The 26,151-nt window shown below is 65.0% G+C and carries 21 protein-coding genes; 16 read left to right on the top strand and 5 right to left on the bottom strand.

From position 1 onward, the window contains the following. Positions 1 to 69 precede the first annotated feature (69 nt). The 6 genes from QUV18_RS18145 (at position 70) to QUV18_RS18120 (ending at position 6,282) form a co-directional block, all read left to right on the top strand. On the top strand, positions 70 to 978 hold the full coding sequence (locus QUV18_RS18145) for a shikimate dehydrogenase (RefSeq protein WP_300895504.1): 909 nt from the start codon (positions 70 to 72) through the stop codon (positions 976 to 978). Next, the gene (locus QUV18_RS18140) at positions 975 to 2,867 is read left to right on the top strand and encodes a sugar phosphate isomerase/epimerase and 4-hydroxyphenylpyruvate domain-containing protein (RefSeq protein ID WP_300895503.1); all 1,893 of its coding nucleotides are present in this window, start codon (positions 975 to 977) and stop codon (positions 2,865 to 2,867) included. Before QUV18_RS18145 ends, QUV18_RS18140 begins: the two co-directional genes overlap by 4 nt. Before the next feature lie 77 nt (positions 2,868 to 2,944). After that, positions 2,945 to 3,937, top strand: coding sequence for a TRAP transporter substrate-binding protein DctP (dctP, locus tag QUV18_RS18135; protein ID WP_300895502.1), 993 nt, complete (start codon positions 2,945 to 2,947; stop codon positions 3,935 to 3,937). 93 nt (positions 3,938 to 4,030) lie between these two features. After that, on the top strand, positions 4,031 to 4,534 hold the full coding sequence (locus QUV18_RS18130) for a TRAP transporter small permease subunit (protein ID WP_300895501.1): 504 nt from the start codon (positions 4,031 to 4,033) through the stop codon (positions 4,532 to 4,534). Continuing rightward, a complete protein-coding gene (locus QUV18_RS18125; RefSeq protein WP_300895500.1) occupies positions 4,531 to 5,826 on the top strand; it encodes a TRAP transporter large permease in 1,296 nt (431 codons plus the stop codon). The genes QUV18_RS18130 and QUV18_RS18125 overlap by 4 nt, the downstream gene beginning before the upstream one ends. 15 nt (positions 5,827 to 5,841) lie before the next feature. Beyond that, positions 5,842 to 6,282 carry a type II 3-dehydroquinate dehydratase gene (locus tag QUV18_RS18120; RefSeq protein ID WP_300895499.1) on the top strand — a complete coding sequence of 147 codons (441 nt, stop codon included), beginning with the start codon at positions 5,842 to 5,844 and terminating at the stop codon, positions 6,280 to 6,282. Positions 6,283 to 6,286: 4 nt separating this feature from the next. On the opposite strand, the gene QUV18_RS18115 is transcribed toward QUV18_RS18120, so the two are convergent. Next, positions 6,287 to 6,973: a GntR family transcriptional regulator gene (locus QUV18_RS18115; protein WP_300895498.1), complete on the bottom strand. Its 687-nt coding sequence runs from the start codon at positions 6,971 to 6,973 to the stop codon at positions 6,287 to 6,289. 227 nt (positions 6,974 to 7,200) lie between these two features. Next, a complete protein-coding gene (locus tag QUV18_RS18110) occupies positions 7,201 to 7,923 on the bottom strand; it encodes an SDR family oxidoreductase (protein WP_300895497.1) in 723 nt (240 codons plus the stop codon). A 179-nt stretch (positions 7,924 to 8,102) separates the two neighbouring features. On the opposite strand from QUV18_RS18110, the gene QUV18_RS18105 reads away from it, so the two are divergent. From QUV18_RS18105 to QUV18_RS18085, 5 genes are all read left to right on the top strand, one after another. Next, the gene (locus tag QUV18_RS18105) at positions 8,103 to 8,906 is read left to right on the top strand and encodes an IclR family transcriptional regulator (protein WP_300895496.1); all 804 of its coding nucleotides are present in this window, start codon (positions 8,103 to 8,105) and stop codon (positions 8,904 to 8,906) included. A 50-nt stretch (positions 8,907 to 8,956) separates the two neighbouring features. Then, entirely contained in the window at positions 8,957 to 9,937 is a 981-nt protein-coding gene (locus QUV18_RS18100; protein ID WP_300895495.1) for a TAXI family TRAP transporter solute-binding subunit, read from the top strand. A 90-nt stretch (positions 9,938 to 10,027) separates the two neighbouring features. Beyond that, a complete protein-coding gene (locus tag QUV18_RS18095; RefSeq protein ID WP_300895494.1) occupies positions 10,028 to 12,037 on the top strand; it encodes a TRAP transporter fused permease subunit in 2,010 nt (669 codons plus the stop codon). Then, positions 12,034 to 12,915, top strand: coding sequence for a TauD/TfdA family dioxygenase (locus QUV18_RS18090; RefSeq protein WP_300895493.1), 882 nt, complete (start codon positions 12,034 to 12,036; stop codon positions 12,913 to 12,915). The genes QUV18_RS18095 and QUV18_RS18090 overlap by 4 nt, the downstream gene beginning before the upstream one ends. A 98-nt stretch (positions 12,916 to 13,013) precedes the next feature. Further along, positions 13,014 to 16,172, top strand: a complete 3,159-nt coding sequence (locus tag QUV18_RS18085; RefSeq protein WP_300895492.1) for an FAD-binding and (Fe-S)-binding domain-containing protein — start codon at positions 13,014 to 13,016, stop codon at positions 16,170 to 16,172. 52 nt (positions 16,173 to 16,224) lie between these two features. Here the strand turns inward: QUV18_RS18085 and QUV18_RS18080 are convergent, their stop codons facing one another. After that, complete coding sequence (locus QUV18_RS18080) at positions 16,225 to 17,115, bottom strand: LysR family transcriptional regulator (RefSeq protein WP_300895491.1); 891 nt, start codon at positions 17,113 to 17,115, stop codon at positions 16,225 to 16,227. Between the two features lie 204 nt (positions 17,116 to 17,319). Here QUV18_RS18080 and QUV18_RS18075 point away from each other — a divergent pair, with 204 nt between their 5' ends. The 5 genes from QUV18_RS18075 to QUV18_RS18055 all read left to right on the top strand — a co-directional run bounded on the left by QUV18_RS18075 (position 17,320) and on the right by QUV18_RS18055 (position 24,008). Then, on the top strand, positions 17,320 to 20,010 hold the full coding sequence (locus QUV18_RS18075) for a hypothetical protein (RefSeq protein ID WP_300895490.1): 2,691 nt from the start codon (positions 17,320 to 17,322) through the stop codon (positions 20,008 to 20,010). 49 nt (positions 20,011 to 20,059) lie between these two features. Then, positions 20,060 to 21,124 (top strand): extracellular solute-binding protein, encoded by a 1,065-nt coding sequence (locus QUV18_RS18070; protein ID WP_300895489.1) that lies wholly within the window; start codon positions 20,060 to 20,062, stop codon positions 21,122 to 21,124. Between the two features lie 64 nt (positions 21,125 to 21,188). After that, positions 21,189 to 22,259, top strand: a complete 1,071-nt coding sequence (locus QUV18_RS18065) for an ABC transporter ATP-binding protein (RefSeq protein WP_300895488.1) — start codon at positions 21,189 to 21,191, stop codon at positions 22,257 to 22,259. After that, positions 22,259 to 23,125, top strand: a complete 867-nt coding sequence (locus tag QUV18_RS18060) for an ABC transporter permease (RefSeq protein ID WP_300895487.1) — start codon at positions 22,259 to 22,261, stop codon at positions 23,123 to 23,125. The genes QUV18_RS18065 and QUV18_RS18060 overlap by 1 nt, the downstream gene beginning before the upstream one ends. Positions 23,126 to 23,129: 4 nt before the next feature. Further along, entirely contained in the window at positions 23,130 to 24,008 is an 879-nt protein-coding gene (locus QUV18_RS18055; protein ID WP_300895486.1) for an ABC transporter permease, read from the top strand. Between the two features lie 206 nt (positions 24,009 to 24,214). On the opposite strand, the gene QUV18_RS18050 is transcribed toward QUV18_RS18055, so the two are convergent. Together QUV18_RS18050 and QUV18_RS18045 are read right to left on the bottom strand one after the other, a co-directional pair. Then, positions 24,215 to 25,009: a helix-turn-helix transcriptional regulator gene (locus QUV18_RS18050; protein WP_300895485.1), complete on the bottom strand. Its 795-nt coding sequence runs from the start codon at positions 25,007 to 25,009 to the stop codon at positions 24,215 to 24,217. Between the two features lie 376 nt (positions 25,010 to 25,385). Then, on the bottom strand, positions 25,386 to 26,151 hold a 766-nt coding region (locus QUV18_RS18045), incomplete at its 5' end, for a hypothetical protein (RefSeq protein ID WP_300895484.1).

Raw genomic sequence — 26,151 nt, 5'->3', positions numbered from 1 at the left:
GAAATGAACAAGTCAGTACATTTTTGCTTGACGAATTGTACCGTCCGGAACATTTTGCCGGGGAGAGTCGTGGAAGGGGAGGTCCACGCGCCCATGCATCTCGACGGTTCACAGGACGGACGCCCGGAGACGGACCAGCCGATGCTGCGACTGGGGCTGGTGGGCCGTGGCATCCAGCTGTCGCGGACGCCGGCCATGCACGAGGCCGAGGCCGCGGCGCACGGGCTGCGCTGCCGGTATGTCCTGCTTGACAGCGATGCGGGGGCCGGGGACGACCTTGCCGCGATCCTCGACCGGGCCGAGGCGGACGGGTTTGCCGGGCTCAATGTCACCTTTCCCTACAAGCAGGCCGTCATGGACCATCTCGATGGCGTGTCGGAGGCGGCCGAACGGATCGGCGCGGTGAACACGGTGGTGTTCCGCGATGGCGGGCGGTTCGGGCACAACACCGATTTCCGGGGGTTCTCCGAAAGCGTGAGGCGCGGGCTGCAGAGCGCGGCGATGGACCGGGTGCTGTTGCTGGGCGCCGGGGGCGCGGGCGCGGCGGTGGGGTTCGCACTGGCCGACCTGGGGGTGAACCGGCTGATGATCGCGGATACCCGCCCCGGCGCGGCGGCGGCGCTGGCCGGGGCAATCGGGATGCCCGCCGAGGCGGTGGAAGACGTGCCGCGGGCGGTGGGCCTGGCGGACGGGATCGTCAATGCCACGCCTGTCGGCATGGCGAAGCTGCCGGGCACGCCGGTCTCCCCTGCCCTGCTTCAACCGCGGCACTGGGTGGCCGATATCGTCTATTTCCCACTGGAGACCGAGTTGCTGAAGGCGGCGCGCGGCACGGGGTGCCGGGTGCTGAGCGGGGCTGGCATGGCGGTGTTCCAGGCGGTGCGGGCCTTCGAGCTGTTCACCGGGCGCACGGCCGACCCGGACCGGATGCGGCAGACGTTTCAGCGGCTGGCGCCGCCCGAGGGGGAGCAGGCATGAAGACGGGGATCGCCACCGTTTCGATCTCGGGCAACCTCGAGGAGAAGATCGAGGCGATTGCCGAGGCCGGGTTCACCGGCATCGAGATATTCGAGCAGGATTTCATCGCCGATATCCGCAGCCCCGCCGCCGTGGGCCGGCGGATCCGGGAGTGCGGGCTGGAGGTGATGCTGTTCCAGCCGTTCCGCGATTTCGAAGGCTTGCCCAAGGCGCTGCGCGCCAAGGCGTTCGAGCGGGCGGAGCGGAAGTTCGACGTGATGCAGGAGCTGGGCTGCGAGCTGATGCTGATCTGCTCGTCGGTGCATCCGGAGGCGTTGGGCGGGATCGACCGGGCGGCGGCGGATTTCGCCGCGCTTGGCGAGATGGCGGCGAAGCGCGGCCTGCGCGTGGGCTACGAGGCGCTGGCCTGGGGCCGGCACGTGAACGACCACCGCGACGCGTGGGAGATCGTGCGGCGGGCGGACCACCCGAACGTCGGCCTGATCCTCGACAGTTTTCACACGCTGGCCCGGGGGATCGACCCCGAGACGATCCGGCGGATCCCCGGCGACCGGATCTTCTTCGTGCAGCTGGCCGATGCGCCGCTGATCGACATGGACCTGCTCTACTGGTCGCGGCATTTCCGGAACATGCCCGGCGAGGGCGACCTGGCAGTGACGGCCTTCATGCGGGCGGTGATGGCGACGGGCTATGCCGGGCCGGTGAGCCTGGAGATATTCAACGACCAGTTCCGGGGCGGCAGCCCGCAGACGATCGCGCGGGATGGCTACCGGTCGCTGATCTCGCTGATGGACGAGGTGCGGCGGCAGGAGCCGGAGGCGGAGCAGGACATGCCCGCCCTGCCCGCGCCGGTGAGCGTGCGGGACACGGCCTTCCTCGAGTTCGCCGCGCAGGGCGAGGGTCTGGAGAAGCTTGAGGGGCTGTTGTGGAGCCTCGGGTTCCGCCGCACCGGGCGGCACGTGTCGAAGGCGGTGACGCTGTGGCAGCAGGGCGGCATCCGGATCGTGCTGAATGCCGAGACGACGGGCCATGCGGCGAATGCGTGGAACGTGCGGGGCACGACGATCTGCGATATCGGGCTGTCGGTCAGCTCGGCCAGCGATACGGTGACGCGGGCCGAGGCGCTGGGGGCGAAGCCGTTTTCACAGCCGCTGGGGCCCGGCGAGATGCCGATCCCCGCCATTCGCGGCCTGGGCGGCAGCGTGATGCATTTCATCGACGAGGGCGCGTTGTCGGAGGTGTGGGACGTGGAGTTCCTGCCCGAGGGCGAGGCCGCGGCTGAGGCCGGGCTGACACGGGTCGATCATATCGCGCAGACGATGAGCTATGACGAGATGCTGTCGTGGTCACTTTTCTGGACCACGCTTTTCGACATGCAGAAGGCGCCGATGGTCGACGTGGTCGACCCGGACGGGCTGATCCGGAGCCGGGCGATTGCCGCGCCGGGGGGCGAGGCGCGGATCACGCTGAACGGGGCCGAGACGCACAAGACGCTGGCGGGGTCGTTCCTGGCCGAGGGGCTGGGCGCAACGATCCAGCACGTGGCGCTGGCGACGGAGGATATCTTTGCCACCGCCGAGGCGTTGAAGGCGAAGGGGTTCGAGGCGCTGCCGCTGTCGCCCAACTATTTCGACGACCTCGCGGCCCGGTTCGACCTTGAGCCGGGGATGCTGGAGCGGATGCGGGCTGCGAGCATCCTTTACGACGCGGATGAGCAGGGGGAGTTCTTCCAGCTCTATTCGAAACCGTTCGCCGGGCAGATGTTCTTCGAGATCGTCGAGCGGCGGGGCGGATACGCGGGCTATGGCGCGCCCAACGCGCCGTTCCGCATTGCTGCCCTGAAACGGTTGCAGCCGCCGAAAGGCATGCCCGCCATGCAGAATACGTAGGACATTATGAAAAATGTCCTATAAAATTGACGACGAGCCCACCGGTTCCCGGTGACATCAACGAAGGGAGGAAACCAATGACCAACTTCACCCGCCGCACCGCGCTTGCGGTCGCGCTTTCCGCCACGGCCGCGCTGGCCGTGCCGGGCACGGCCCTTGCGCAGGAGAAACCCACGCTGCGCCTGTCCTCGGTCGTGTCGGACAACGACATCCGCGCCGAGGCCTTCGCCAAGATCGCCGAAGCGGTGTCGGACACGTTCGACATGCAGGTGTTCAACGGCGCGACCCTCGTGGCGCAGGGCACCGAGATGACCGCCATCCAGCGCGGCAACCTCGAGATGGGGCTGATCGCGCCCCAGACCATTGCCGAGCAGATCCCCGAATGGTCGATCGTGACCTCGGCCTACCTGTTCAGCGATGCCGATCACCTGAAGGCCACGTTCGACAGCGATGTCGGCAAGCAGCTTACCGACATGGCCGAGGAGGCGGGCATTCACGTGCTGGCGCCGGTCTATTTCGGCGCGCGGCAAGTGAACCTTGCACCGGATATCGAGGTGCAGACGCCGGAGGACCTGAACGGGATCACCATGCGGATGCCGGGTGGCGACGCCTGGCAGTTCCTGGGCGAGGCGATCGGTGCCAACCCGACGCCGCTGGCCTATGCGGAGGTCTATACCGCGCTGCAGACCGGGGCGATCGACGGGCAGGACAACCCGCTGCCCAACGACTACAACATGAAGTTCTACGAGGTGACGAGCCAGATCGTGCTGACCAATCACCTGATCGGCTTCGACGTTCTGGCGATCAGCGCCGAGCTGTGGAACGAGCTTTCGGCCGAGCAGCAGGAGACGCTGCAAGCCGCGGTGGACGAGGCGATTGCCGAGAGCACGCAGCGCCACCTCGACCGCGAGGCCGAGCTTGTGCAGTTCTTCAAGGACGAGGGGCTGAAGGTCTACGAGCCGGACCGCGACGCGTTCCGTGAATATGCGCAGCAGAAATACCTCGAATCCGAGTTCGCCGCGAGCTGGCCCGAGGGTATGCTGGACGCGATCAACGCGCTGGCCGAGTAAGCGCCGCACCTCAATCCAACCACGGCGCCGGACCTGCGGGATACGCGGGCCCGGCGCCGCCGGGGGCCGAAATTGACCACGTCTTCCCGCCTTGTGAAACACGCGCGCCAACTGGCCGACGCGGTGCCCGCCATCCTTCTGGCGGCGATGTTCGTCTGCTTCATCATCCAGGTCTTCATGCGCTACGTGATGGACAGCCCGGTGGGCTGGACCGTCGAGGTCTGCGTGATCGCCTGGCTGTGGATCCTGTTATGGGGGCAGTCGGTCTCGGCGACCGAGGCTGACGAGATCCGCTTCGACATCGTCTATGGCAGTGTCAGGCCGTCGGTCCGGCGCTGGTTCCGGATGATCTTCTCGGTCTTCCTCGTGGGGATCTACATGTGGTCCCTGCCCGCGCTGTGGGATTTCGTGACCTTCATGAAGATCCAGGAAACCTCTTACCTCGATATTCCGTTCAACTGGGTCTATTCCATCGCGCTGATCTTCTCGGTCGCGTCGATCCTGCGGTACCTGTGGATCCTCTGGACCACCGCCAAGGGCCAGGATGCGCCCGCCACCGCCGCCGAGGCGGCCAGCCGCGAGGATGGCGAGGCATGAGCTGGGAGTTCGGCGCGACCGTCGCCATGATCATCGCCACCGCGCTGGTCGGCCTGCCGATCGGGCACGCGATGCTGGCAAGTTCGGTGTTCTACCTGCTGTTGCAGGGGCAGGACATGTCGATTGCCTTCGAGCAGATGCTGACCGGGCTTTACGGGTCTTACGTGCTGCTGGCGATTCCGCTGTTCATCTTCGCCGCCGACCTGATGAATGTCGGCTCGCTGTCGGACAAGCTGCTGGATTTCTGCCGGGCGCTGGTGGGGCGGTTCCGCGGGGGGCTGGGGCACGTGAACGTGGTGTCCTCGCTGATCTTCTCGGGCATGTCCGGGTCGGCCATCGCCGATGCGGTGGGCATGGGGCGGATCATCATCAACCTGATGACGAAGGACGGGAAATACCCGGGCTCCTATGCCGGGGCCATCACCGCTGCCTCGGCGATCATCGGGCCGATCATTCCGCCGTCGATCCCGATGGTGCTGTTCGCGCTGGTGTCGGACACGTCGATCGGGTTCCTGTTCCTGGGCGGTGTCGCGCCCGGGCTGATCCTGGGCGTTCTGCTGATGGCGATGAACAGCTGGCAGGCGCGCATCCACGACTACCCGGTGGAAGAGCCGGTGCCGATGCGCGAGCTGCCGGGGATCACCCTGCGCGCGGTGCCGGCGCTGCTGATGCCGGTGATCCTTCTGGTGGGGATCTACGGGGGCGTGACCACGCCCACGGAGGCCGCCGCGCTGGCCGCGCTTTATGCCTTCATCGTGTCGACGGTGTTTTACCGCTCGGTGTCCTTGCGGAAAGCCTACGAGACGGTGCGGCAGAGCGCCAAGTCGACCGCCGGGGTCGGCTTCCTGATCGCGGGGGCGCTGGCCTTCAACTACGTGGTGACGATCGAGCAGGTGCCGAACGTGATCCGCGATTTCCTCGGCGATACGGAACTCACGCGCATCACCTTCCTGCTGATGGTCAACGCGCTGCTGCTGGTGCTGGGCTGCCTGCTGGAGGCCAACGCGATCCTGCTGGTGATCGTGCCGATCTTCCTGCCGACCGCCGTGGCGCTCGGGGTGGACCCGGTGCATTTCGGGGTGATCGTGGTGGTGAACACGATGATCGGGCTGGCAACGCCACCCTACGGTTTGCTGCTGTTCGTGGTCAGCTCGATCACCCGCTCGCCGATCCGCGAGACGATCCGGCACCTGCTGCCCTTCCTTGCGATCATGATCGTCGGGCTGGGGCTGATCACCTTCCTCGAAGACCTCGTGCTCTGGCTGCCGCGGCTTTACGGCTACAAGGGCTGACATACGGAGACCCCGATGACCGACACCATCCTGATCATCAATGGCCCCAACCTCGACATGCTGGGCACGCGCCAGCCCGAGGTTTACGGGCACGACACGCTTGACGATGTCGAGGCGCTGTGCCGGCGGACGGCGCAGGAGGAAGGCGTCGAGATCGATTTCCGGCAGAGCGACAGCGAGGCGGAGATCATGAAGTGGATCAAGGAGGCGCGCGGGACGCGGGCCGGGATCCTGATCAACCCGGCGGGGTTCACCTCGACCTCGATCGCCATTCTCGACAGCCTGCTGATCTTCGAGGGGCCGATCATCGAGGTGCATATTTCGCCGCTGTTCCGGCGCGACGCGTTCCGGCACCTGTCCTATGTCTCGAAGGCCGCGACGGCCAAGATCGAGGGGTTCGGAATCCGGGGCTACGAGTTCGCGGTTCGGAAGCTGGCGGAGCTGGCGCGGGGCTGAAGGATCAACCGAAGCCGCCGCTGGACTTGATATGCTCGACCCCGCTTTGAATGTGGCGGGTGAGCAGGTCAACCGCCTCGTCGGCGCGGCGTTCGATGACGAGGTCGCGCAAGGCCACGTGGTCGCGGAACACGCCCTCGCCCCGGAAGTTCAACGCCAGCATGTGGTAGCGCGCGAAGCGGTCGAAGACAGAGGCGTAGGTGCGCATCAGAACCGGCTGGCGGCAGGCCGAGATGGTGGCGTTGTGAAAACCCCAGTCGCAGGCGACCCATTGCTCGACGACGGACTCGCGGTCTTGCATCAGCCGTCTTTCCAGCACCGAGAGCTTGTAATGGGCGGCGACGACGGCGGCTTCCCAGTCGAGATCGCCAAGGCGGATGGACTGGCGCAGGGCGTGGGATTCCAGCAGCGTGCGCAGATCGGCGAGGTCATGGAGCTCGGCATCGCTGACGCCGGAGACGCGGAAGCCGCGCTGGCCTTCCGCCGTGACCAGTTCCTCGACCGCCAGGCGGTTGAGGATTTCGCGCAGGGTGGTGACGCTGGCGCCGTAGACATCGCGCAGGTGGTCGAGCTTCAGCTTCTGGCCGGGTTGGAGCTGGCCGTTGACGATATGCGACCGGAGGCGCCGGTAGGCGAAATCTCCGATCGTGTCGCCATCCCGTTGCGCCGTATCGAACCGAAACTCTTCCATTCCCGATGTTTTCGTCAGCCATCCGCAGAGATGCCATTTATGGTACGCTGGCGGCCGGCTGTCCACCTCCATGAACCCGGGCCCACCGTCTCGCCGGGCGCCTTCCGGACGTCGCGCCGTGACATCGCGCGGGACGGGCAAGGGAGTTGTCGGAGCGATGAGCCCGTGATCGATCTTGCCCCCGCCTCAGCCCGCGACGGTTGCCCTTGCCGGGTGGCGGGGCCGGGTCAGACCGGCGCCGCGCCGACGCTGGCGCCGCCGCAGACATAGATGACCTGGCCGTTGATGTAGGCGGCGCCGTCCGTCAGCAGGAAGGCGATCGGCGCCGCGACCTCGTCCGGGGTTCCGAAACGTCCGCCTGGCACCGTTTTCAGCAGGGTGTCGTAGGCCTCCGACCCTTCCGGGTGGTTGCGGTCGAAGAGCGCGGTGCGCACCGGCCCTGGCGCGATGGTGTTCACCGTGATCCCGAAGGCGGCCAGTTCCAGCGCCCAGCCGCGCGACAGGCTCAGAAGCCCGGCCTTGGCGGCGGCATAGGGTGTGCGATCCGCCCGGCCCAGCACGACCCGGCTGGATATGTTCACGATCCGGCCGCGGCCCCTGCCCTTCATCCCCGGCACGACGGCCTGGGTGCATTGCACGGCGGCCCGAAGGTTAACGGCATAATGCAGGTCCATGTCGGCGACGGTTGTCTCTTCCAGGCTTCGCGACTGCGATACGCCGGCGTTGTTCACCAGGTGATCGACTTCGTGCTCCTCGACGATTCGCGCCAGCACCGCCGCCGTGGCGTCCGGATCGGCGAAATCCACCTCGTAGAACGGGCCGGGCGCATGCTCGGGACGGTTGCGGCCGGTGCCGATGACGCAATGACCCGCCTCCGCCAGCATTTGCGCGGTGGCTGCGCCGATGCCGCGGGTCGCGCCCGTCACCAGGGTAACTGGTTGCTTCTTCAAGATTATTCCTCCCACGTCGAGACCGCTATGCAGTATATGTGTACTGCAGTGCAGTACAATGTACTATTATTTTGACTTGGACCCGACGCTATGCCAACTTCGTCCGACGGGCAAGCGGACAGGATGACGTCTCGGAGGGCTTGCACGAACCTAACCGCCCCGGATCGGAGGAGAGCCTGGTGGAGAACGACGACAAGGACCGCCATTTCGTGACGAGCCTGGCGCGCGGTCTGTCGGTTCTCGCGACCTTCACCCCCGACAAGGTGACCATGTCGGCGGGCGATCTGGCGCGGAGTACCGGCCTGCCGAAATCGACGATCACCCGGCTGACGCATACGCTGATGAAGCTTGGCTACCTGTCCTTCCGGGAAGAGATCGGCCACTACCAGCTGCACCCGAGGATCCTGTCACTGGGCTACCCGGTGCTGGCGAATGTCGACCGCCGACACGTGGCCGCGCCCCTGATGCATGAGCTTGCCAACCATTCCGGCGGGACCGTCTCGCTCGGGCTGCGCGACGGGTTGTCCATGGTCCTGATCGAACGGTCGCGCAACCGCACCGTCAGCGCTTTGCCGCTGGATATCGGCTCGCGGCTTCCGCTGGCGACCACCGGGATGGGCCGGGCCTATTTCGCGGCCGCGCGCCTGGAAGAGCGCCGGGAGATCCTCGATCTTTACGCGCAGCACCATCCCGAACAGTTCGACGAGGTGCGCGAGGTCCTCAACAACGCCATGGTCGAGTACCGGGAGCGGGGCTATTGCCGCGCGATCGGCAGCTGGGAGCATGACGTCAATGCGGTGGGCGCCCCGGTGCGCCTGTCTTCTGAGATGCTGGCCGCCTTCAACTGTGGCGGCCCCTCACACCGGCTGCCCGCCGACAAGCTGGAGGATCTGGGCGAGCGTCTGGTTCAGTTGGCCGAGGATTTCCAGGCCAGCGAATGGGTCGGTCAGTTGCCCCCGCGCAGAGAGCGCGAGGCCTTCTGACCCGATCCCGAGATCATCACGTGCCATCAATCAAACAGGGAGGAAACGATATGGCAAATCACATCAACAGACGTGCGTTCATGCACCGGGGGCTGGGCTCCATGGCGGGCTTCGCGGCGGGAACGTCGCTGCTCGGGAGCATGGCGCAGGCTGCCGATGCACCGGAATACCTGACGCTGGTGGGCGGGGGCCAGGGCGGTGCCTGGTACCTGGGGGCCGCGACCATGGCCGAGATCGCCAAGGGCCTCTGGCCGGACATATCCACCACCGTCACCCCCGGCGGAAGCCTTGCCAACCTGCAGGGCGTCGGCCGTGGCAAGATCGACATCGCCTATTCCTTCGCCATGGATGTGACGGCGGCCCAGCAGGGCACGCTGGCCTTCGAGGGCCGGGCGATCCCGGGTTTGCGCGCCATCATGTCCACCAATGCGGCCTATTTCAGCATGGTGGCCAAGCCCGAGATCAAGACCTACGCCGACCTCGCGGGCCATTCGGTCGCCCCCGGGCGTGCGGGCATGACGGGCCTTGCGGCCTTCCGGAACGTGGTCAACGAGGTGGGCATTGCCGACCAGGTCGAGGAGGTGAACACCGACTACCCGGAGATGTCCGGCCTCTTCAAGGACGGGGTCGTCTCGGCGGCGAACGTCATCGGCTCCATCCCGCACTCGACGATCAACGAGATCCTCTCGACCGCGGACGGTCACCTGCTGGGCATGGACGACGACCTGGTCGAGCGCCTGAGCGAAAAGTACAATTACGAGCGGATGGTGATCCCCGCGGGAACCTTCGTCGGCCAGGACGAGGCTGTCGTGACCGCCGGGTCGGTGACCCAGGTGGTCACCCACGAAGACCTCGCGGACGAGACGGTCTACGAGCTGACGAAGGCGACCTGGGAAGGGCGCGACCGGATGATCCAGGCGCATCCCTCCTACAAGGAACTGACCGAGGAGTTGGCGCTCAGCGGCATCCGCATCCCCCTGCACCCGGGCGCGGAACAATACTGGCGCGAAATCGGGCTTCTCAAGTCCTGATCGCCGCGCGCGCGGCCCCGGCCGCGCGCGTCTTCCTGGTTCCCCAATCGGTGGCGGCCCGTGGTCGGGATGCCGCATCAGAGGGTCGTCATGTCATCTTATACACAACCGAGCACGGCGCAGTTTGGCGCCGCAGGCAGTGAAACGGGCCGCGACGAATGGCTCTGCACCCGCGACCTGCTCCGTCGGCCCTTCCGGGGCGGCTGGGGGCGGTGGATCGCGTTCATCGGCATCCTGATTGCCGTCGGCGCGAGCCTCTACCACATCTACATTCCCTTCGTCGGAGCCTACGAGACCTTCGTGTTGCGACCGCTGCACCTGATGCTCATCGGGCTGGTGGGGCTGATCTTCTTCGACTTCAGGGGGCAGCGGCGTGATTTCCTCGCGCCCGACTGGAGCTGGGCCATTGACGCGGTGATTGCCCTCGCGCTGATAGCCGCCTCTCTCAACGCCATTCTGCAGCCGACGGCCTTCGAGGAACGGTATGCCTTTTATTCCTTCACCCGGATGGACGTGTGGCTCGGGGTGTCGCTCGTCGCGATTGTCGTGGAACTTTCCCGGCGCTGCATCGGCCTTCCCATCGCGATCCTGCTGCTGGTGGTTCTGGCCTACGGGCTCTGGGGCGGGAATACCTTTTCCATCTTCCGGCACCGCCCGGTGGAACCGACGGACCTGTTTCTCAGCCTCTACATGACAACCAAGGGGATCTTCGGCTCGCCCGTCGGGGTGATCGCCACCTATGTCTTCCTGTTCATCATCTTCGGCGCCTTCATCGAGCGGTCGCAGGCCGGCATGCTGATCCAGCGCTGCGGGCTGGCGCTGACCGGCCGCTCCCCGGGCGGACCGGCCAAGGTTGCCGTGGTCACCAGCGCCTCCTTCGGCAGCATCTCGGGCAGTGCGCTGGCCAATGTGATGGCCACCGGCGCCGTCACCATTCCGCTGATGAAGCGGATCGGGATCAAGCCGCACAACGCCGCGGGGATCGAGGCCGCCGCCTCCTCTGGCGGGCAGCTGACGCCGCCGATCATGGGGGCCGTGGCCTTTGTCATGGCCGATATCACCGGCCTGCCCTACACCGACATCATCATCGCCGCGGCCCTGCCGGCGCTGCTGTTCTACGTGTCGCTCTTCGTCGCCATCGACCTGACCGCGCGGCGCGACAACATGGCCGGCGTCCCCGACGAGATGATGCCGAAGAAGGGCGAGATCCTGCGCCTGTTGCACATGACCCTGCCGCTGGTGGCGCTCGTGGCGGCGCTGGTGGTCGGCTATTCGCCCATGATGGCCGCGCTCATCGGCCTCGGGGTGGCGATCGTGGCGGCGACACTGAGGCGCGAGACACGGCTGAGCCTTACCGATATCGTGGAGTGCCTGCATACCGGCGCGCGCACGACCATCATCGCCACCGTGGCCTGTGCCGCGGCCGGCATCGTCGTCGGCGTGATCAACGAGACCGGGCTGGGCCTGCGCCTGTCGAGCCAGCTTCTCACGATCACCGGCGGGCACATGCTGATCGCCCTGCTCCTGGTCATGGTGACCTGCGTGATCCTCGGCATGGGGATGCCGACCGTCGCCGCCTACATCGTCACCATCGCCATCGGCGGGCCGATCCTGGTCGAGCTTGGCGTGCCCCTCCTGGCCGCGCACATGTTCGTGCTCTACTTCGCTGTCCTTTCCCTGATCACGCCGCCGGTCATGATCGCCAGTTTCGGCGCCGCCGCGCTGGCCAAGGCAAAGGTGACGGCCACGGGGAATGCGGCGGTGAAATATGCCGGCATGGCCTTCGTCATGCCCTTCATCTTCGTCTACAACCCCGAGCTTCTGATCATCGGCAGCGACCTCGGACCGGTCGCCATGGTCTATACCGTCACCACCGCCGTCGCGGGCGCGGTGGCCTTCGGGGTCGCGGTCAGCGGCCATCCGGCCAAGACCGTGCCGGAGCGGATCCTCTACCTTGGCATCGCCTACTGCCTGGTGGAGCCCTCCAACCTTCTCAACCTGGCGGGCCTGGCGCTGGCCGCGCTGCACATCGGCATCCGCTACCTTCTCGCCGGGCGTTCCGGAAAATTTCAGATGGAAAAAAAGGAGTACGAACAATGACAGCAATGACGAAAACCGCGGCACAGGAGCAGGTCTACCGGCACATCGACGTCCGGCCGCTGGCCGGATCGCTGGGCGCGGAACTGATCGGGGTCGACCTGTCGAACCTCTCCGACGAGGCCTTCGCGGAGATACATCGCGCCTTCCTCGAATACTCGGTCGTGTTCTTCCGGGACCAGTCGCTCACCCCCGATCAGCACAAGGCCTTCGGGCGGCGTTTCGGTGAGTTGAACATCCACCCCACCTACGAGCCCCTTCCGGGGCATGACGAGATCCTCGCGGTGGTCAAGGACAAGGACGCCAAGCACAACATCGGCGACACGTGGCACACCGACGTGACCTTCCTGCCCGAACCGCCGATGGGCTCGATCCTCTATGCGCGCGAGATCCCGCCCTACGGGGGCGACACGCTCTTTGCCAATCTCAGCATGGCCTACGACGCGCTCTCCGATGGCATGAAGGAGATGCTGGAAGGGCTCAATGCCGTCCACAGCAATGCCTACCTGCTTGGTGGCAAGGAAGGCGATGAGGATCGGAACAAGACCCGCTCGACCAAGCTGCGCGAGGACAAGCGGCAGGAGATGTCGGCGGTTCACCCGGTCGTCCGGACCCATCCCGAGACCGGGCGCAAGTGCCTCTTCGTCAACGAGGCCTTCACCGTGCGGTTCGAGAACATGACGCGCGCGGAAAGCCAGCCGCTGATCGACTACCTGGTGCGCCACGCCGCGCGGCCCGAGTTCACCTGCCGCTTCCGCTGGGCCGAGGGTTCGATCGCCTTCTGGGACAACCGCTGCACCTATCACTACGCGCTCAACGACTACCACGGGTTCCGCCGCGAAATGCACCGCGTCACCGTGAACGGCGACCGCCCGGTCTGAACCTGGCCATGCTGCGGCCGGGGGCACCCCGGCCGCAGTCATGCCGACGACAGCGCCGGTGGCAGAGCGTTTGGCGTATGGTGACCACGGACACCAAGATGACGATGATCAGCCGTCTCCCCCCGCCGGCCCCTGTCGATGCGGGCCATGGCGCCTTCCTGGACGCGCTGGCACAGGCGGGCTTCGCGGGCGAGATCGCGCGCGACCATGCGAACCGCACCGTTCTGGCAACCGACAATTCCATCTACAGCCGCGCTCCGCAGGCGGTGCTCTACCCGCGCGACACCGCCGACCTGGACCGTATCGCCCACCTCGCCGGCACCGAGCGGTTCGCCGGCATCGTCCTGGCCCCGCGCGGGGGCGGCACGGGCACCAACGGCCAATCGCTGACAGAGGGGCTCGTGGTCGACGTCTCGCGGCACATGAACCGCATCCTCGAGATCGACGAGGGCAATCGGCGCGTCCGGGTACAGCCCGGCGTGGTCAAGGACCAGCTGAACGCCGCGCTGCGCCCGTTCGGGCTGTTCTTCGCGCCCGAACTGTCGACCTCCAACAGGGCGACGCTGGGCGGCATGATCTCTACGGATGCGAGCGGCCAGGGCAGTTGCGAATACGGCAAGACGCGCGACCACGTCCTGGCGCTGGAGATGGTGCTGCTGGGCGGCGACCGGCTTGTCACCCGTCCCCTGGACGAGGCCGAGCTCGACGCCGAATGCCGCCGCGGCGACCGGGTGGGAGAGGTCTATCGCGCTGTCTGCGACATCTGCGACGGGCAACGCGACCTGATCGCGGAACGGTTTCCCGACCTCAACCGCTGTCTGACCGGCTATGACCTCGCGCACCTGCGCAGGCCGGACGGGCGGTTCGACCTGGGGAGCGTCATCTGCGGCTCTGAGGGCACGCTCGGCTTCCTGAGCGAGGCGACGCTGAACGTCCTGCCCTTGCCGGCGCATACCGCGCTGGTCAATGTCCGCTACGGCTCTTTCATGGCGGCCCTGCGGGATGCCGGTGCGCTGATGGGACTGGACGACGGCCCGGACCCGGCGCTGCCCCGGCCGACCTCGATCGAGACGGTTGACGACACGGTGCTGTCGCTCGCCATGGAAGACTTCACCTGGGATGGCGTCGCCAGCTACTTTCCGCAGGGCGAGGGCGGCCGCCCTATCCGGGGGATCAACCTTGTCGAGTTCAACGCGGACGATCGCGGGTCGCTCGACGCGAAGATCCGCCGTTTCACCGAACACCTGGCGGCCGAAAGATTAGCCAACGGGGGCACTGACCGGCTTGGCCACACGCTTGCCATCGGCGGTCCACAGGTCGCCAGGCTTTACGCCATGCGCAAGCGGGCCGTCGGCCTGCTGGGCAACGCCAAAGGCGAAAAGCGGCCAATCCCTTTCGTCGAGGACGCCGCCGTGCCCCCCGAACGGCTTGCCGATTTCATCGCCGACTTCCGGGCCGTGCTGGATGCACGCGGGCTTGACTACGGGATGTTCGGTCACGTGGATGCCGGTGTGCTGCACGTTCGACCGGCGATCGACATGAAGGACCCCGCGCAGGCCCGGCTGGTGCGCGAGATCACCGACGAGGTGGCCGCGCTGGCCCAAGGCTACGGCGGCCTGCTGTGGGGTGAGCACGGCAAGGGCGTGCGGTCCGAATACGCGCCGCAGTTCTTCGGCCCGCTCTACCCGGCGTTGCGACGGATCAAGGGCGCCTTCGACCCGCGCAACCAGCTCAATCCCGGCAAGATCGCGACCCCCGCCGGCCCGGAGAAGGCGCCCCTGGCCGGGCCCGACGACCCGGACCTGCTGCGGATCGACGGCGTGACCACGGCCGGGGCATTGCATCGCCAGATCGACCCGCGCGTGTGGCAGGCCTATGCCGGTGCCGTCCACTGCAATGGAAACGCCGCCTGTTTCAACTACGATCCCCGGGATGCGATGTGCCCCTCCTGGAAGGCCACGCGCGAGCGGATTCATTCGCCGAAGGGCCGCGCCAGCCTGATGCGGGAATGGCTGCGGCTTCAGGGGAAAGCGGGCACCGATGTGCTGAGCGTCGCGGGCCGCATTCGGAACGGTGGCACGAGGAGCTTCCTGTCCGGCCTGCCCCGGCGGCTGGCCAACAACCGGCACAGGCGGCAGGGCGTGCCGGATTTCTCGCACGAAGTAAGGGAGGCCATGGCGGGATGCCTGGCCTGCAAGTCCTGCGCGGGTCAATGCCCCGTCAAGGTGGACGTGCCGGAGTTCCGGGCCCGGTTCCTCGAACTCTACCATGACCGCTACCAGAGGCCGCTGCGCGACTACCTCGTCGCCGGGCTGGAATTCGCCGTGCCGCTCCTGTCGCGGGGCGCCGCGATCTACAACGGGGTGCTGCGCCTGCCGGGCGCGGAACGGTTGTCGGAACACCTGCTTGGCCTCTGCGATCTCCCCCGGCTGTCTCCCCGCAGACTGCGCACGCGGCTGACACGCCTGGGGGCCGAACCCGCGACCCCTGCCCGGCTCGCCCGGCTGTCCCCAGCCGAAAAGGCCCGGAGCGTCATCCTTGTGCAGGACGCTTTCACCACTTTCTTCGACGCCCAGGTTGTGGCCGATGCCGTCGAGCTGTTGACCCGTCTCGGTATCCGGGTCCTTGTTGCCCCTTTCGCGGCCAACGGCAAACCAATGCAGGTCCACGGGTTCCTCGGGGCCTTCGAACGGGTCGCGCGCCGGCAGGCCCTGCGGCTACGGGCATTGGCAGACCACGGGATTCCGCTGATTGGCATCGACCCAGCGATGACGTTGACCTACCGGCAGGACTATTGCAGGGCGCTTGGCCCGGAGGCCGTACCCGGGGTGCAGCTGCTGCAGGAATGGATGGCGGCCAATACAGGCGAGCTGAAACACCCCCCGTCCCCCGGCCGTGGCAGATCGTACCGCCTGCTCTCCCACTGCACCGAGGCAACCACGCGGTCGCGGGCCACGCGGGAGTGGCAGGCCGTCTTCGCGGCCTTCGGATGCGAGCTCGAGCTGGTACCGACGGGCTGCTGCGGCATGTCGGGCACCTACGGGCACGAGGCACGGAACCGCGTCACCTCGCGCCGCATCTACGACCTGTCGTGGCGAGAGGTGACCGAGGCCGTGGATGCACCCCCGGCCCTTGCCACCGGCTACTCCTGCCGCAGCCAGGTGCAGCGCTTCTCCGGGCTCGACATCGCCCACCCGGTGCAGGCCCTGCTCGCGACGCTGCGCGACGCCGGCACGGCGGACCGGACGGGGGTTTGATGTAGCCTCTCGCCGTCCGTCGCGTTGATATGTCCATGCCAAACGGGGCGGTTCAGCGCGCGGCTTCGACGAGCCGCGCCGTCTGCGCTTCCAGTTCGGCGGTGACGCTGCGCAGCCCCTCCAGCCCCAGATGGAGAAGATCGCCATCCGCCGGTGACTTGCTGTAGATCAGGCAGCCGGTGCGTTCGAAGACCGGCGCATTGCGCACAGGCCGGACCGACCCTTTCTTCAGCTGCCGCATCACCAGACGCGCCGGAAGATAGGCGCTGGCGGCGTTCTGCTCCAGGTATTGCACCGCGACCGAACTGAGCCCGGCAGAGAAGCTGTGCACGAGGTCCGGATACATGGAATCGTGGTCGTAGCGGAAATCCTCGCCCCAATCGACCAGCACGTAATCCTGCCGCCAGATCTCATCGGCCACGTCGCAGGCGGGATGGGTGGTGAACAGGATCAGCTCGTCCCGCAGGAATTCCTCGATCACCAGTTCCTGCATCTGGAGCGGCTCGTACATCACCGCGATATCGAGGATGCCGTCGCGCAGGTGGCGCATCAGGCCGGGGGAATAATCCGCCTCCACGTGAAGCGAGACCGTCGGCGCCTCCCGGTGCATCCAGTTGACCCAGGGCAGTTCTATCTCCTCCCAGAGGCTGAGCGTCACGCCAAGGCTGAGCGAGGAATCATAGGCATCCGGCAGGGCCACGTCATTGCGCGCGCGCTGCCACAGGCGCCGCATGCTGTGCCCGTGCCGCAGCAGCCGGTCCCCCGCCGCGGTCAGCCGCGCGCCGTTGCGGCCGCGTTCGAACAGCGCGCGGCCCAGCTCCTCTTCCAGCGAGCGGATGCGCGCACTGACGGTGGATTGCGTGACATTGAGGTTCTCGGCGGCGCGGTTGAAATTCCCGGTCGCCACCACTTCGAGAAAGGTGCGGATCTGGTCGATATGCATCGCTCTTCGCTTCTCCGTGCGGGGTCCGGGGGCGCAGGCAAGGCTAGCACCCAGCGCGCCGGCCTGTCGATATTCAATCGGATATTCCGATTATATTGCGCAAATATATTCGCTTTATCGGTTTAATCTTGTGACCTAGCCTTGGCTCAAGGGGAAAGACGCCGCGCAGGCGCAAGACGACCCCGAGACGTGGGGATGGCCGCAATGACGCGACAGGGTGAGACGGTTCTGGACCAGGAAGATTCCGTGTCCTTCCGCGTGATTGGCGTGGAAAGCGCGGCGGAGCGGGACGGGCTCGACTGGGGCATCGCCCTGCTGGCGGACCGGCTGGGTACCTGCGGCGCGGCGCTTCGACAGGCGGCTGCGCCGGGTGCGGGCGGTCGCGATCACCTTGTCCTTGCGCTGGGCGCCGGGGCGGAAATCACCCGTAGCGCTGCCGCCTGCGACGTGACCCTTCCCGAGGGGGCGGAAAGCTTCGCGATCTTCCGCAACGGCCGCGAGGCGCAGGCGCCGCTCTGCCTTTACGGCGCGGACCTGCGCGGGCTGATCTACGCCATCACCGAGCTGGCCGACCGCCTGCGCACCATGCCCGCGCCGGAGCAGGCCTTCGACATCCCCCTGCCGTTGGTCGGAGAGCCCGCCACTCGGGTGCGAAGCCTTTCCAAATGCTTTTCAAGCGAGGTGGAGGACCTGCCGTGGTTCCGTGACCGCGACGGCTGGCAGGCGTATCTCGACGAGCTGGTCACCCACCGGTTCAACCGCCTGACCCTGACGCTGGGGATGCACTACAATTATCCCTACGGGAACGAGTTCCTGTCAGATGTCTACCTGCATTTCGCCTATCCTTTCCTTGTCGACGTGCCGGGCCATGGCGTCACCATCACCAACCTGCCCGAGGCGGAGCGGCGCGAGAATCTCGACACGTTGAAGTTCATCGCGCGAGAGGCCGCGCGGCGCGGGCTGGAGTTCCAGCTTGCGCTCTGGACCCAGAATTACGATTTCGACCATTACCCCGGCGCGCGCCACCAGGTGCAGGGGCTGGGCCCGGACAACCTGGCCGCCTACTGCCGCGACGCGCTGGCGCTGATCCTTGCGGAGGTGCCGGACATCAGCGGCCTGACCCTGCGGGTGCATGTGGAATCGGGCATTCCCGAGGGCGATTACGCCTTCTGGAAGACCTATTTCGGCGCGGTGACCGGCGCCGGTCGCACCCTGCGGCTCGATCTTCATGCCAAGGGGATCGACGAGACGCTGATCGGCATGGCGCTGGAGACGGGCATGCCGGTGACGGTATCTCCCAAGTACACGCTGGAGCATATGGGGCTGGCCTATCACCAGGCCTCGATCCGGCCGCTGGAGCTGGATCTGGAAGGCGGCAAGGAAAGCGCGCGCAAGACGCTCTACTCGGGCGACGATGCGCATCGCTTTGACGGGCTGTGGAAGTTCAGCGAGGGCTCGCGCAAGTTCATGCGTTATTCCTATGGCGACCTGCTGACCGCGGACCGGCCCTATGACCTGATGTTCCGCATCTGGCCGGGCACGCAGCGGGTGCTGCTCTGGGGCGATCCGGTGCTGGCCGCGGGTTTCGGGGCAAATGGCAGTTTCAGCGGTGCGGCAGGGATCGAGCTGTGCGATCCGCTGTCCTTCAAGGGCCGCATGGGCGCGGCGCAGGACAAGGACCGGATCGGTTACAACAAGCCCTATTTCCCGCGGTCCCGCGACTGGGAGAAATTCACCTATACCTACCGCGTCTGGGGCCGGTCGCTTTATGACCCGCGCGCCGACGGGCAGGCGTTCGAGCGGGGGATGGCCGCGAAGTACGGGCCCGCCGCGCCGCATTGCGCGACGGCCCTTGCCTCGGCCAGCCGGATCATGCCGCTGATCGCCCATGCCCATGCGCCAACCGCCTCGAACAACTCCTACTGGCCGGAGATGTACGAGAACATGTCGATCCTGCATGACGCGCCGCCGCTGCCCTACGGGTACGAACTGCCTGTCGGATCCCGCTTCGGCACGGTGGGGGCGACCGATCCGCAGATGTTCCTCTCTCCCGCAGGGTTCGCCCGCGCGCTTCGGGACGGCGCGCCGATCCGCAAGCTGGCCCCCCTGACATGGGCCAACTGGCTGGAACAGTTCGCCGACACGGCCGAGGCCGCAATGGCGCGCGCGCTGGACGGGACGGGGGAGGAAAGCACGGCGCTTTACTTGCTGCGTGTCGACGTAACGATCATGGCCGGGATCGGCCGGTTCTTCGCCGAGAAGATCCGCGCCGCGACGCTTTGGGAATATTACCTGTTGTCCGGGGCCGCCGGGGCGGGTCGGGAGGCGCTGCGCTGCTACCGCGCGGCCCGCGCCGCCTGGGCCGTGGCGGCCGAGATCAGCCGCGAGGTTTACCTGGAGGATATCGCCTTCGGCCCGCTCCGCTGGTTGCGTGGGCGCTGGGATGACCGACTGCCCGCGATCGACGCGGATATCGAGGACATGGCGGCAAGACTGGCAGCGGATGGCGCCGGCGAGGGAACGCGGCAGGACGCGCTGGCCATGGCGCGCATCCTGCACTGGTCCACCGCGCAGATCATGCCCTGCCAGCATGTCCCCCGGCCCGAGGTCACGCGCGGCGAGCCCGTCCGGATCACCTGCATCCCTTTCGGCGCCTCGCGCCGCGACGTCCGCCTGCTTTACCGCCAGACGCTGCAGACAGCCCCGTGGCAGGAGGCCCCGATGACGTGGGCCGGCGGCGCCTGTCATGCCACCATTCCCGGAGAATACACAGACAGCCCCTACGCGATCCTCTACTATTTCGAGATCGCCTGCGACGGGGTGTCGTCCTTCTTTCCGGGCCTAGGCGAGGATGTATCGAGCACGCCTTATTTCCACATAAAAACAAGAAACTAGAACAACCAGAAACTGCCATCCAATAGGAGAGAAGACGATGAATAAAAAGATGAACGCATTCGTATCCGGTGTCGTGGCTCTCGGTTTTTCGGCCCACGGCGCGCAAGCGGAAACGCTCCGGCTGCTGACATGGGGCGGCTATGCCCCGGACTCGGTGATCGAACTCTTCGAAGAGAAATATCCCGATATCGACGTGGAGGTGACCTTCTCCAACAACGAGGAAATGGTCGCCAAGCTGCGCGCCACCGGCGGCTCGGGCTATGATCTTGCGCAGCCGAGCGTGTCGCGCATCAAGGCGGCCCAGGCCGAATACGGCATCTACAAGCCGATGGACCTGTCCCAGGTCGACACCTCGGTCTTCCAGCCGAACATGATGGAGGCGATGGAGAAATACGCCGAGATAGACGGCGAGATCTATTCCATCCCGCATGTCTGGGGCACCCAGGGCCTTGTGGTCGACATCTCCAAGGCGCCGGAGGTGGAAGGCTGGACCGACCTGTGCGATCCGCAATACAAGGGGCGCGTCTCCATGCGCCTGAAGCGGGCGCTGCTGCTGGGCTTTGCCTTCGACACCGGCAAGGATCCGTTTGCGGCCTATGACGATTTCGAGGCCTACGAAGCGATGATCGACGAGATCGGCGAAACCCTGATTGACTGCAAGGACAACGTGAAGACCTACTGGACCGGCGGGGATGACCTGTCCGCGCTGCTGCTTTCCGGAGAGATCGTCGTGTCCGACGCGTGGGATTCCACCGCCTTCAAGCTGTACAAGGAAAACCCCGATATCCGCTTCATCCCGACCCGGACCGGCGCGTTGGCCTGGATCGACACCTTCACCCTGCCCAAGCGGGGCGAGGCGGACGATGCAGCCTACAAGTGGATCAACTTCGTCAACCAGCCCGAGATCGTCACCATGATTTCCGAGTCCAGCGGCGCGGTCAGCGCGGTGAAGGGCGGGGTCGAGCTGATGCCGGAAGGCGCGCGGGAGGCCGTCGCGGCCGCCTTTGACGAGGAGGCGCTGGACAACCTCAAGTTCATGCCCAGCGTTCCGCCGGGGCTGGAAGACCTGGAAGGCCGGGTGCTGGACCGCGTGAAGGCCGCCACCTCGGAATGAGTGTACAGGCCACCCGGCGCGCGCCGTGCGCCGGGTGGACCCCTTGCTTGACGGATGAGCCGCGATGAATGACCTGAGCTGCGAGCGCGTTACCAAGAAATTCGGCCATTTCACCGCCGTCTCGGAAGTGTCGCTGGACGTCCCGTCCGGTGCCTTCTTCTCGATCCTGGGGCCGTCGGGCTGTGGCAAGACCACCCTGATGCGCATGATCGCGGGGTTCGAGACGCCCAGCTCCGGCGACATCCGGATCAAGGGGGAAAGCGTGCTGGGCCTGCCGCCCAACCGGCGCAACGTGAAGATGGTGTTCCAGCATCTGGCGCTTTTCCCGATGATGAACGTGGGCGAAAACATTGCCTATGGCCTGCGCTGCCGGGGCGATGCCCGGTCCGGTATTGCCGAAAAAGTGGCTCGCGTGCTGGACCGTGTCGGATTGCCCGGGGTCGAGGAAAAGCGGATCGAGCAGCTATCGGGCGGGCAGAAACAGCGCATCGCCATCGCCCGCTGCATGGTGCTGGAGCCGGATGTTCTCCTGCTCGACGAACCGCTCGGCGCGCTGGATCTCAAGCTGCGCGAGCATATGAAGATCGAGCTGAAGCAGCTTCAGCACCAGTTCGAGACGACGTTTCTCTACATCACCCACGACCAGTCCGAGGCGCTGGTGATGTCGGATCAGGTGGCGGTGATGAATGCCGGCCGGTTCGAACAGATCGGCAGCCCTCGCGAGCTGTATGACCGGCCCGTGTCGGGCTTCGTCGCGGGTTTCGTGGGCGATGCCAACTGCATTCCCGGCAAGATCGCCGAGATACGTTCCGGCGAGGCGCGGGTGGAGCTGCCACAGGGCGGGGAGGTGATCGGCAAGCTTTGCGACGGCAGCCGGACAGGCGACGACGTGGAGGTGTTCCTGCGACCCGAGGCGCTTCGTCTCGGCGCGGGCGGGGCAGGACAGAGCCTCGAGGGGACGGTGGACAGCCTGCTCTTCAACGGGGCCAATTCCCGCATCCTGATGCGCGCCGGCACGGGACAGCTTCTGGAGGTTGCGATCCCGGCCGAAGCGCCTGCGATTGCCGAGGGCGATGCCGCCACCGTCAACTGGCGCCCCGACCACGCGCTGGTCTTCGCGCGGAGGGCCGGCTGATGGGCCGCAGCGCCGACAGGCTGTCCTTGGTCCTGCTCTTCACGCCGTTCGCGCTGTGGATCGGCCTTCTGATCGTGCTGCCGCAGCTTGGCATCGGCTACGTGTCCCTTCGGGAGAAGGTGGGGGTGAACGAGTTCACCTTCGGCTTCGGGAACTACGCCGCCTTCTTCGAGGAGCCGATCTATCGCAATACCCTGCTGCGCACGGCGTGGATTTCCATCCTGGTGACCGCACTGGCGCTGATCATGGGCTTTCCGGTTGCCTATTACATCGCCAAGATCGCGAAGGAGCGCAGCCGCGCGGGCCTGTTCCTGATGTGTCTTATCCCGCTTTGGGTATCCGACCTGGTGCGCGCCTATGGCTGGATCCTGCTGCTTCGGGAAACCGGCGTCATTTCCACCACGCTGGTCAGCCTCGGCATCATCTCCGGCCCCGTCGAGATGCTCTACAACGATGTGACCGTGATCATCGGCCTTGTCTACACGGTGATCCTGTTCATGATCGTGCCGCTCGTCTCGACCTTGCAGGGGATGGACGACGCGCTGCTGGAGGCGGGCTACAACCTTGGCGGCTCGCGCCTGACGGTGTTCCGGCGGATCATCGTGCCCTATGCCATGCCGGGCATCGTGGCGGGCTGCATCATCACCTTCATGCTGACGGCGGGCAGCTACCTGACGCCGATCCTTCTTGGCGGCAAGAATTCGAGCTGGTTCACAGAGCAGATCTACACCCAGTTCATCACCCGCTACAACTGGGAGATGGGCTCCACCTTCGGTGTCCTGCTGCTGATCTTCACCTCGTTGGTGGTCTGGCTCGGCCTTCGGCTGACGGGGCAGAGCCTCGCCACCACGGTTGCGAAGGAATAGGCCGATGCAGGGCAGTAAATCGCTCGTCTGGGTGTTCCGGGCCTACGTGCTGATCTTCTTCATCTACCTGATCGCGCCGCTCGTGGCCGCCGGGGTCTTTGCCTTCAACGACTCGATGTTCCCCTCGCTGCCGTGGCAGGGCTTCACCTGGGATTGGTTCTTTTCCGCAAGCGATCCCAAGGTTGGCCTGCTGCATGACGACCGGCTGCTGCGCGGCATGGGCAATTCGCTTTACATCGGGGTGATCGTCGCCGCGCTGTCGGTGGCGGCAGGCACCTGCAACGCCTTCCTGTTCGAGCGCCGGCAGTTCCCGATGAAATCCCTGCTCTATATCCTGATGATCATCCCGCTGGTCATTCCCGGCGTCATCATCGGCATTTCGATCCTTCTCCTCGCCTCGATGGTGGCCAATTTTCTCGACCGGGAGTTCGGCATCTTCCTCCTGTCGCTCCGCCCGGGCATCCCGCTCATCGTGCTGGGGCAGTTCTCCTTCCTGACGACCATCACGTCGCTCGTCATTGCCGCGCGGCTGCAGAAGTTCGACATCGCGCTGGAGGAGGCGGCGCTGAACCTCGGGGCAAGCCGGGTCCGCGTTCTGACGACCGTCACGCTGCCGTTCCTGTTCCCGGCGCTATTCTCGGCGTTCGTGGTGGCCTTTCTCGTATCCTTCGAGAATTTCAACACCACGCTGATGCTGGTCGGCTCCGACGCGCCGCTGACGATCACCATGTATGACCGCATGGTGAAGGTCGGCTCCACCCCGGTTCTCAATGCCATGTCGGTGGTGCTGATGCTCGGCTCCGGCCTGCTGGCGCTGGCTTCGGTGCTGGCGCAAAGACCGAAGAAGGCGGAAGGCAATGCCGCCGCGGCGGCGATGGATTGAAACGGCGGGCCAAGCCCAGGTGGTCATCAATCATAGGCGTCGCCAGTGCAACCGAACCCGGCCGCATCAGGTTATCAAGATGCGCACACCAATCCCGGAAACCCATTGAGAGCACCCCCGATCAGCGGCCCAGACACAGGAAACTGGACACCAGGACCATTTCAGTCAGATCAGGTTGCTCAGCATCATGACACCGTCGACAACCATCACCACTCGAGATTCAATCGTCTAAGGGCTTCGTCGCCGATCTCTGGGCTGTCGCTGTCAAAGAACCCGCAAGCCTTGACTTGTGATTTCGTAAGTGGACCGTTTGCCAGTTTTTGTAACAGTACCGGAATCTGGTAGATCTTTCGTAATCCCGTGTCTGATACCGACATCTCGGACCCCCTGAGGAATTCGAATTTTGGAATGGTTTCGGGGTAGAATATTGATGCACTAAGGCGCATCCTCTGAGATGCATCAAGGAAGTAAATTCGGTCACCGACGGACACGACTAAGCTGTGTAGTTTCCTGATAAAGCGACCGTCCCGAGCGTGTAATTGACACGCAGAATGCACTTCAACGGTAGTGGCTAAAGTCAGACCTTCCTCTTGGTAAATTCTAGTATAGGCTCTCATGATTTTGTAGGGAAGATTGGGACTGGAAGATATCCTGAAGTAATTTCCGCAGTAACCTGCCAGTGCATCCTGTACAGCAGTTCCGCGCTGAACAATCGCCCTCAAAGCCTCAGTGGTAAAATCAGGTAGGTGTTCGGCTATATCTGGATTAGGCGCTCGACGCGCGAACTTGTCAGGTGGCAGGAACATGTCATCAACCGTGAGATTGAAGTAACTTGCGATAGTTGCGAGCGTCCGTATCGATGGCGTCGAAGTTCCAACCAAATATTTATTGAGTTGCTGTCTGTTGATATCCAGCGCAGATGCCGCATGTGATACGCTGGAATGCATTTCGATCAACTTGCGGAGATTATCACGCAGATAATAGATGCTCTGGTTTTTCATGTGTTTGTTCTTTTTGGTTAAGCTCGGCTGGAACAGATTTTGCAAGCTTTCCTCAGCACGCTGGAAGTGGGGGGTCGTCGACGCACGCCACCTTGGCACGTCAGAGTCGAATGATCCGGGGGGTTTGCAATTGGACCTTGGGCACGTGATTGATGCAGTTCCAAAGTCCGCTCTTAATGATGTTCCGGATTGATATCGTCAACCGTGCCGGAACGATACAGTCCAACCTTTCCGCGCCCTCGGTTGAGTTGATCTCGCTGTTCACAATCATCAGCACTTCCTGTGTTAAATTGACGTTGCTTATGCAGTTGGCGTGGTCGCAGTCATCCTTGTTGGGCGCCGATCCGCCAGAAGGGTCCAAACTGGTTTGGACGTACTAAACCGCGATTTCGCCCCCTATGCGTTTGAAAGCATTCAATTCTGCGGAAAATCTCGCGTCAAAAAAACGCCCTTGTTCAGGCACCGCAAACATGCCCTGTGCACGCGAAATCAAGTGATGCACCAACGTTTGGAAGGAGTATCGGCCGCTGCCATCCTCATCAGGGACCAGGTCGCCAAGAGTGCCCGCAGGGATACAGACCGCAGTGCGAATGACATCCAATGTATCTGGCAATGGAACGCAGGTTTCCGGCTCCAGCATTTTGACAATGTGTCCGACGTCTGACCGCAGCACCGCACAGGAATGCAATGCGTTTTCCCAAGGCGCCCCGGTTTGCACACAGGCAACCGGCTGCTTCAGGCGGATCATCATTTCGCTGATGAACTGAATTCTCGACCGGCTGTCCGGCCATGCAGAATTGCAGTAGACGGCACATTCATTTGCGCCCGCCCCGGATTCACCCTGTGCCCACAAATCCGTAGCAAGATGAACCAGCATATCCTTTTCCGAGAACGGCACCAAACCCGCGACCAATGATGGAGCCGACCAGATAGAAATATCGCAACTCATTTTTCTGCAGTGGCGGATAATTCCATCATCGCAATCTTCTAGTTCATTCTCGATACGGGATACTTCAGCGGTTTCACCCGCGAAGATAAGAATGACGATCTCCCTTAGGCCTGCCTCTGTCAGGTTTGTGATGCAATGCGGCCGTGTCCCAACGCTTGGTGTAAGAGGCCGCGCGCGGAGCCCCCGGCATAGC

Origin of the sequence: Roseovarius sp. (genome assembly GCF_030373445.1) — a bacterium.
Taxonomy (GTDB): Bacteria; Pseudomonadota; Alphaproteobacteria; order Rhodobacterales; family Rhodobacteraceae; genus Roseovarius.
Note: the sequence above shows the minus strand (reverse complement) of the source record. Positions and strands in the feature narration are given on the sequence as shown.

What these genes read in the sequence shown, in the direction of transcription:
- dctP (WP_300895502.1), top strand. Translation starts at nt 2,945, where the DNA reads ATGACCAACTTCACCCGCCGCACCGCGCTTGCGGTCGCGCTTTCCGCC.
- QUV18_RS18140 (WP_300895503.1), top strand. Translation starts at nt 975, where the DNA reads ATGAAGACGGGGATCGCCACCGTTTCGATCTCGGGCAACCTCGAGGAG.
- QUV18_RS18065 (WP_300895488.1), top strand. Translation starts at nt 21,189, where the DNA reads ATGAATGACCTGAGCTGCGAGCGCGTTACCAAGAAATTCGGCCATTTC.
- QUV18_RS18075 (WP_300895490.1), top strand. Translation starts at nt 17,320, where the DNA reads ATGACGCGACAGGGTGAGACGGTTCTGGACCAGGAAGATTCCGTGTCC.
- QUV18_RS18090 (WP_300895493.1), top strand. Translation starts at nt 12,034, where the DNA reads ATGACAGCAATGACGAAAACCGCGGCACAGGAGCAGGTCTACCGGCAC.
- QUV18_RS18060 (WP_300895487.1), top strand. Translation starts at nt 22,259, where the DNA reads ATGGGCCGCAGCGCCGACAGGCTGTCCTTGGTCCTGCTCTTCACGCCG.
- QUV18_RS18085 (WP_300895492.1), top strand. Translation starts at nt 13,014, where the DNA reads ATGACGATGATCAGCCGTCTCCCCCCGCCGGCCCCTGTCGATGCGGGC.
- QUV18_RS18115 (WP_300895498.1), bottom strand. Translation starts at nt 6,973, where the DNA reads ATGGAAGAGTTTCGGTTCGATACGGCGCAACGGGATGGCGACACGATC.
- QUV18_RS18070 (WP_300895489.1), top strand. Translation starts at nt 20,060, where the DNA reads ATGAACGCATTCGTATCCGGTGTCGTGGCTCTCGGTTTTTCGGCCCAC.
- QUV18_RS18120 (WP_300895499.1), top strand. Translation starts at nt 5,842, where the DNA reads ATGACCGACACCATCCTGATCATCAATGGCCCCAACCTCGACATGCTG.
- QUV18_RS18125 (WP_300895500.1), top strand. Translation starts at nt 4,531, where the DNA reads ATGAGCTGGGAGTTCGGCGCGACCGTCGCCATGATCATCGCCACCGCG.
- QUV18_RS18095 (WP_300895494.1), top strand. Translation starts at nt 10,028, where the DNA reads ATGTCATCTTATACACAACCGAGCACGGCGCAGTTTGGCGCCGCAGGC.
- QUV18_RS18100 (WP_300895495.1), top strand. Translation starts at nt 8,957, where the DNA reads ATGGCAAATCACATCAACAGACGTGCGTTCATGCACCGGGGGCTGGGC.
- QUV18_RS18080 (WP_300895491.1), bottom strand. Translation starts at nt 17,115, where the DNA reads ATGCATATCGACCAGATCCGCACCTTTCTCGAAGTGGTGGCGACCGGG.
- QUV18_RS18055 (WP_300895486.1), top strand. Translation starts at nt 23,130, where the DNA reads ATGCAGGGCAGTAAATCGCTCGTCTGGGTGTTCCGGGCCTACGTGCTG.
- QUV18_RS18050 (WP_300895485.1), bottom strand. Translation starts at nt 25,009, where the DNA reads ATGAAAAACCAGAGCATCTATTATCTGCGTGATAATCTCCGCAAGTTG.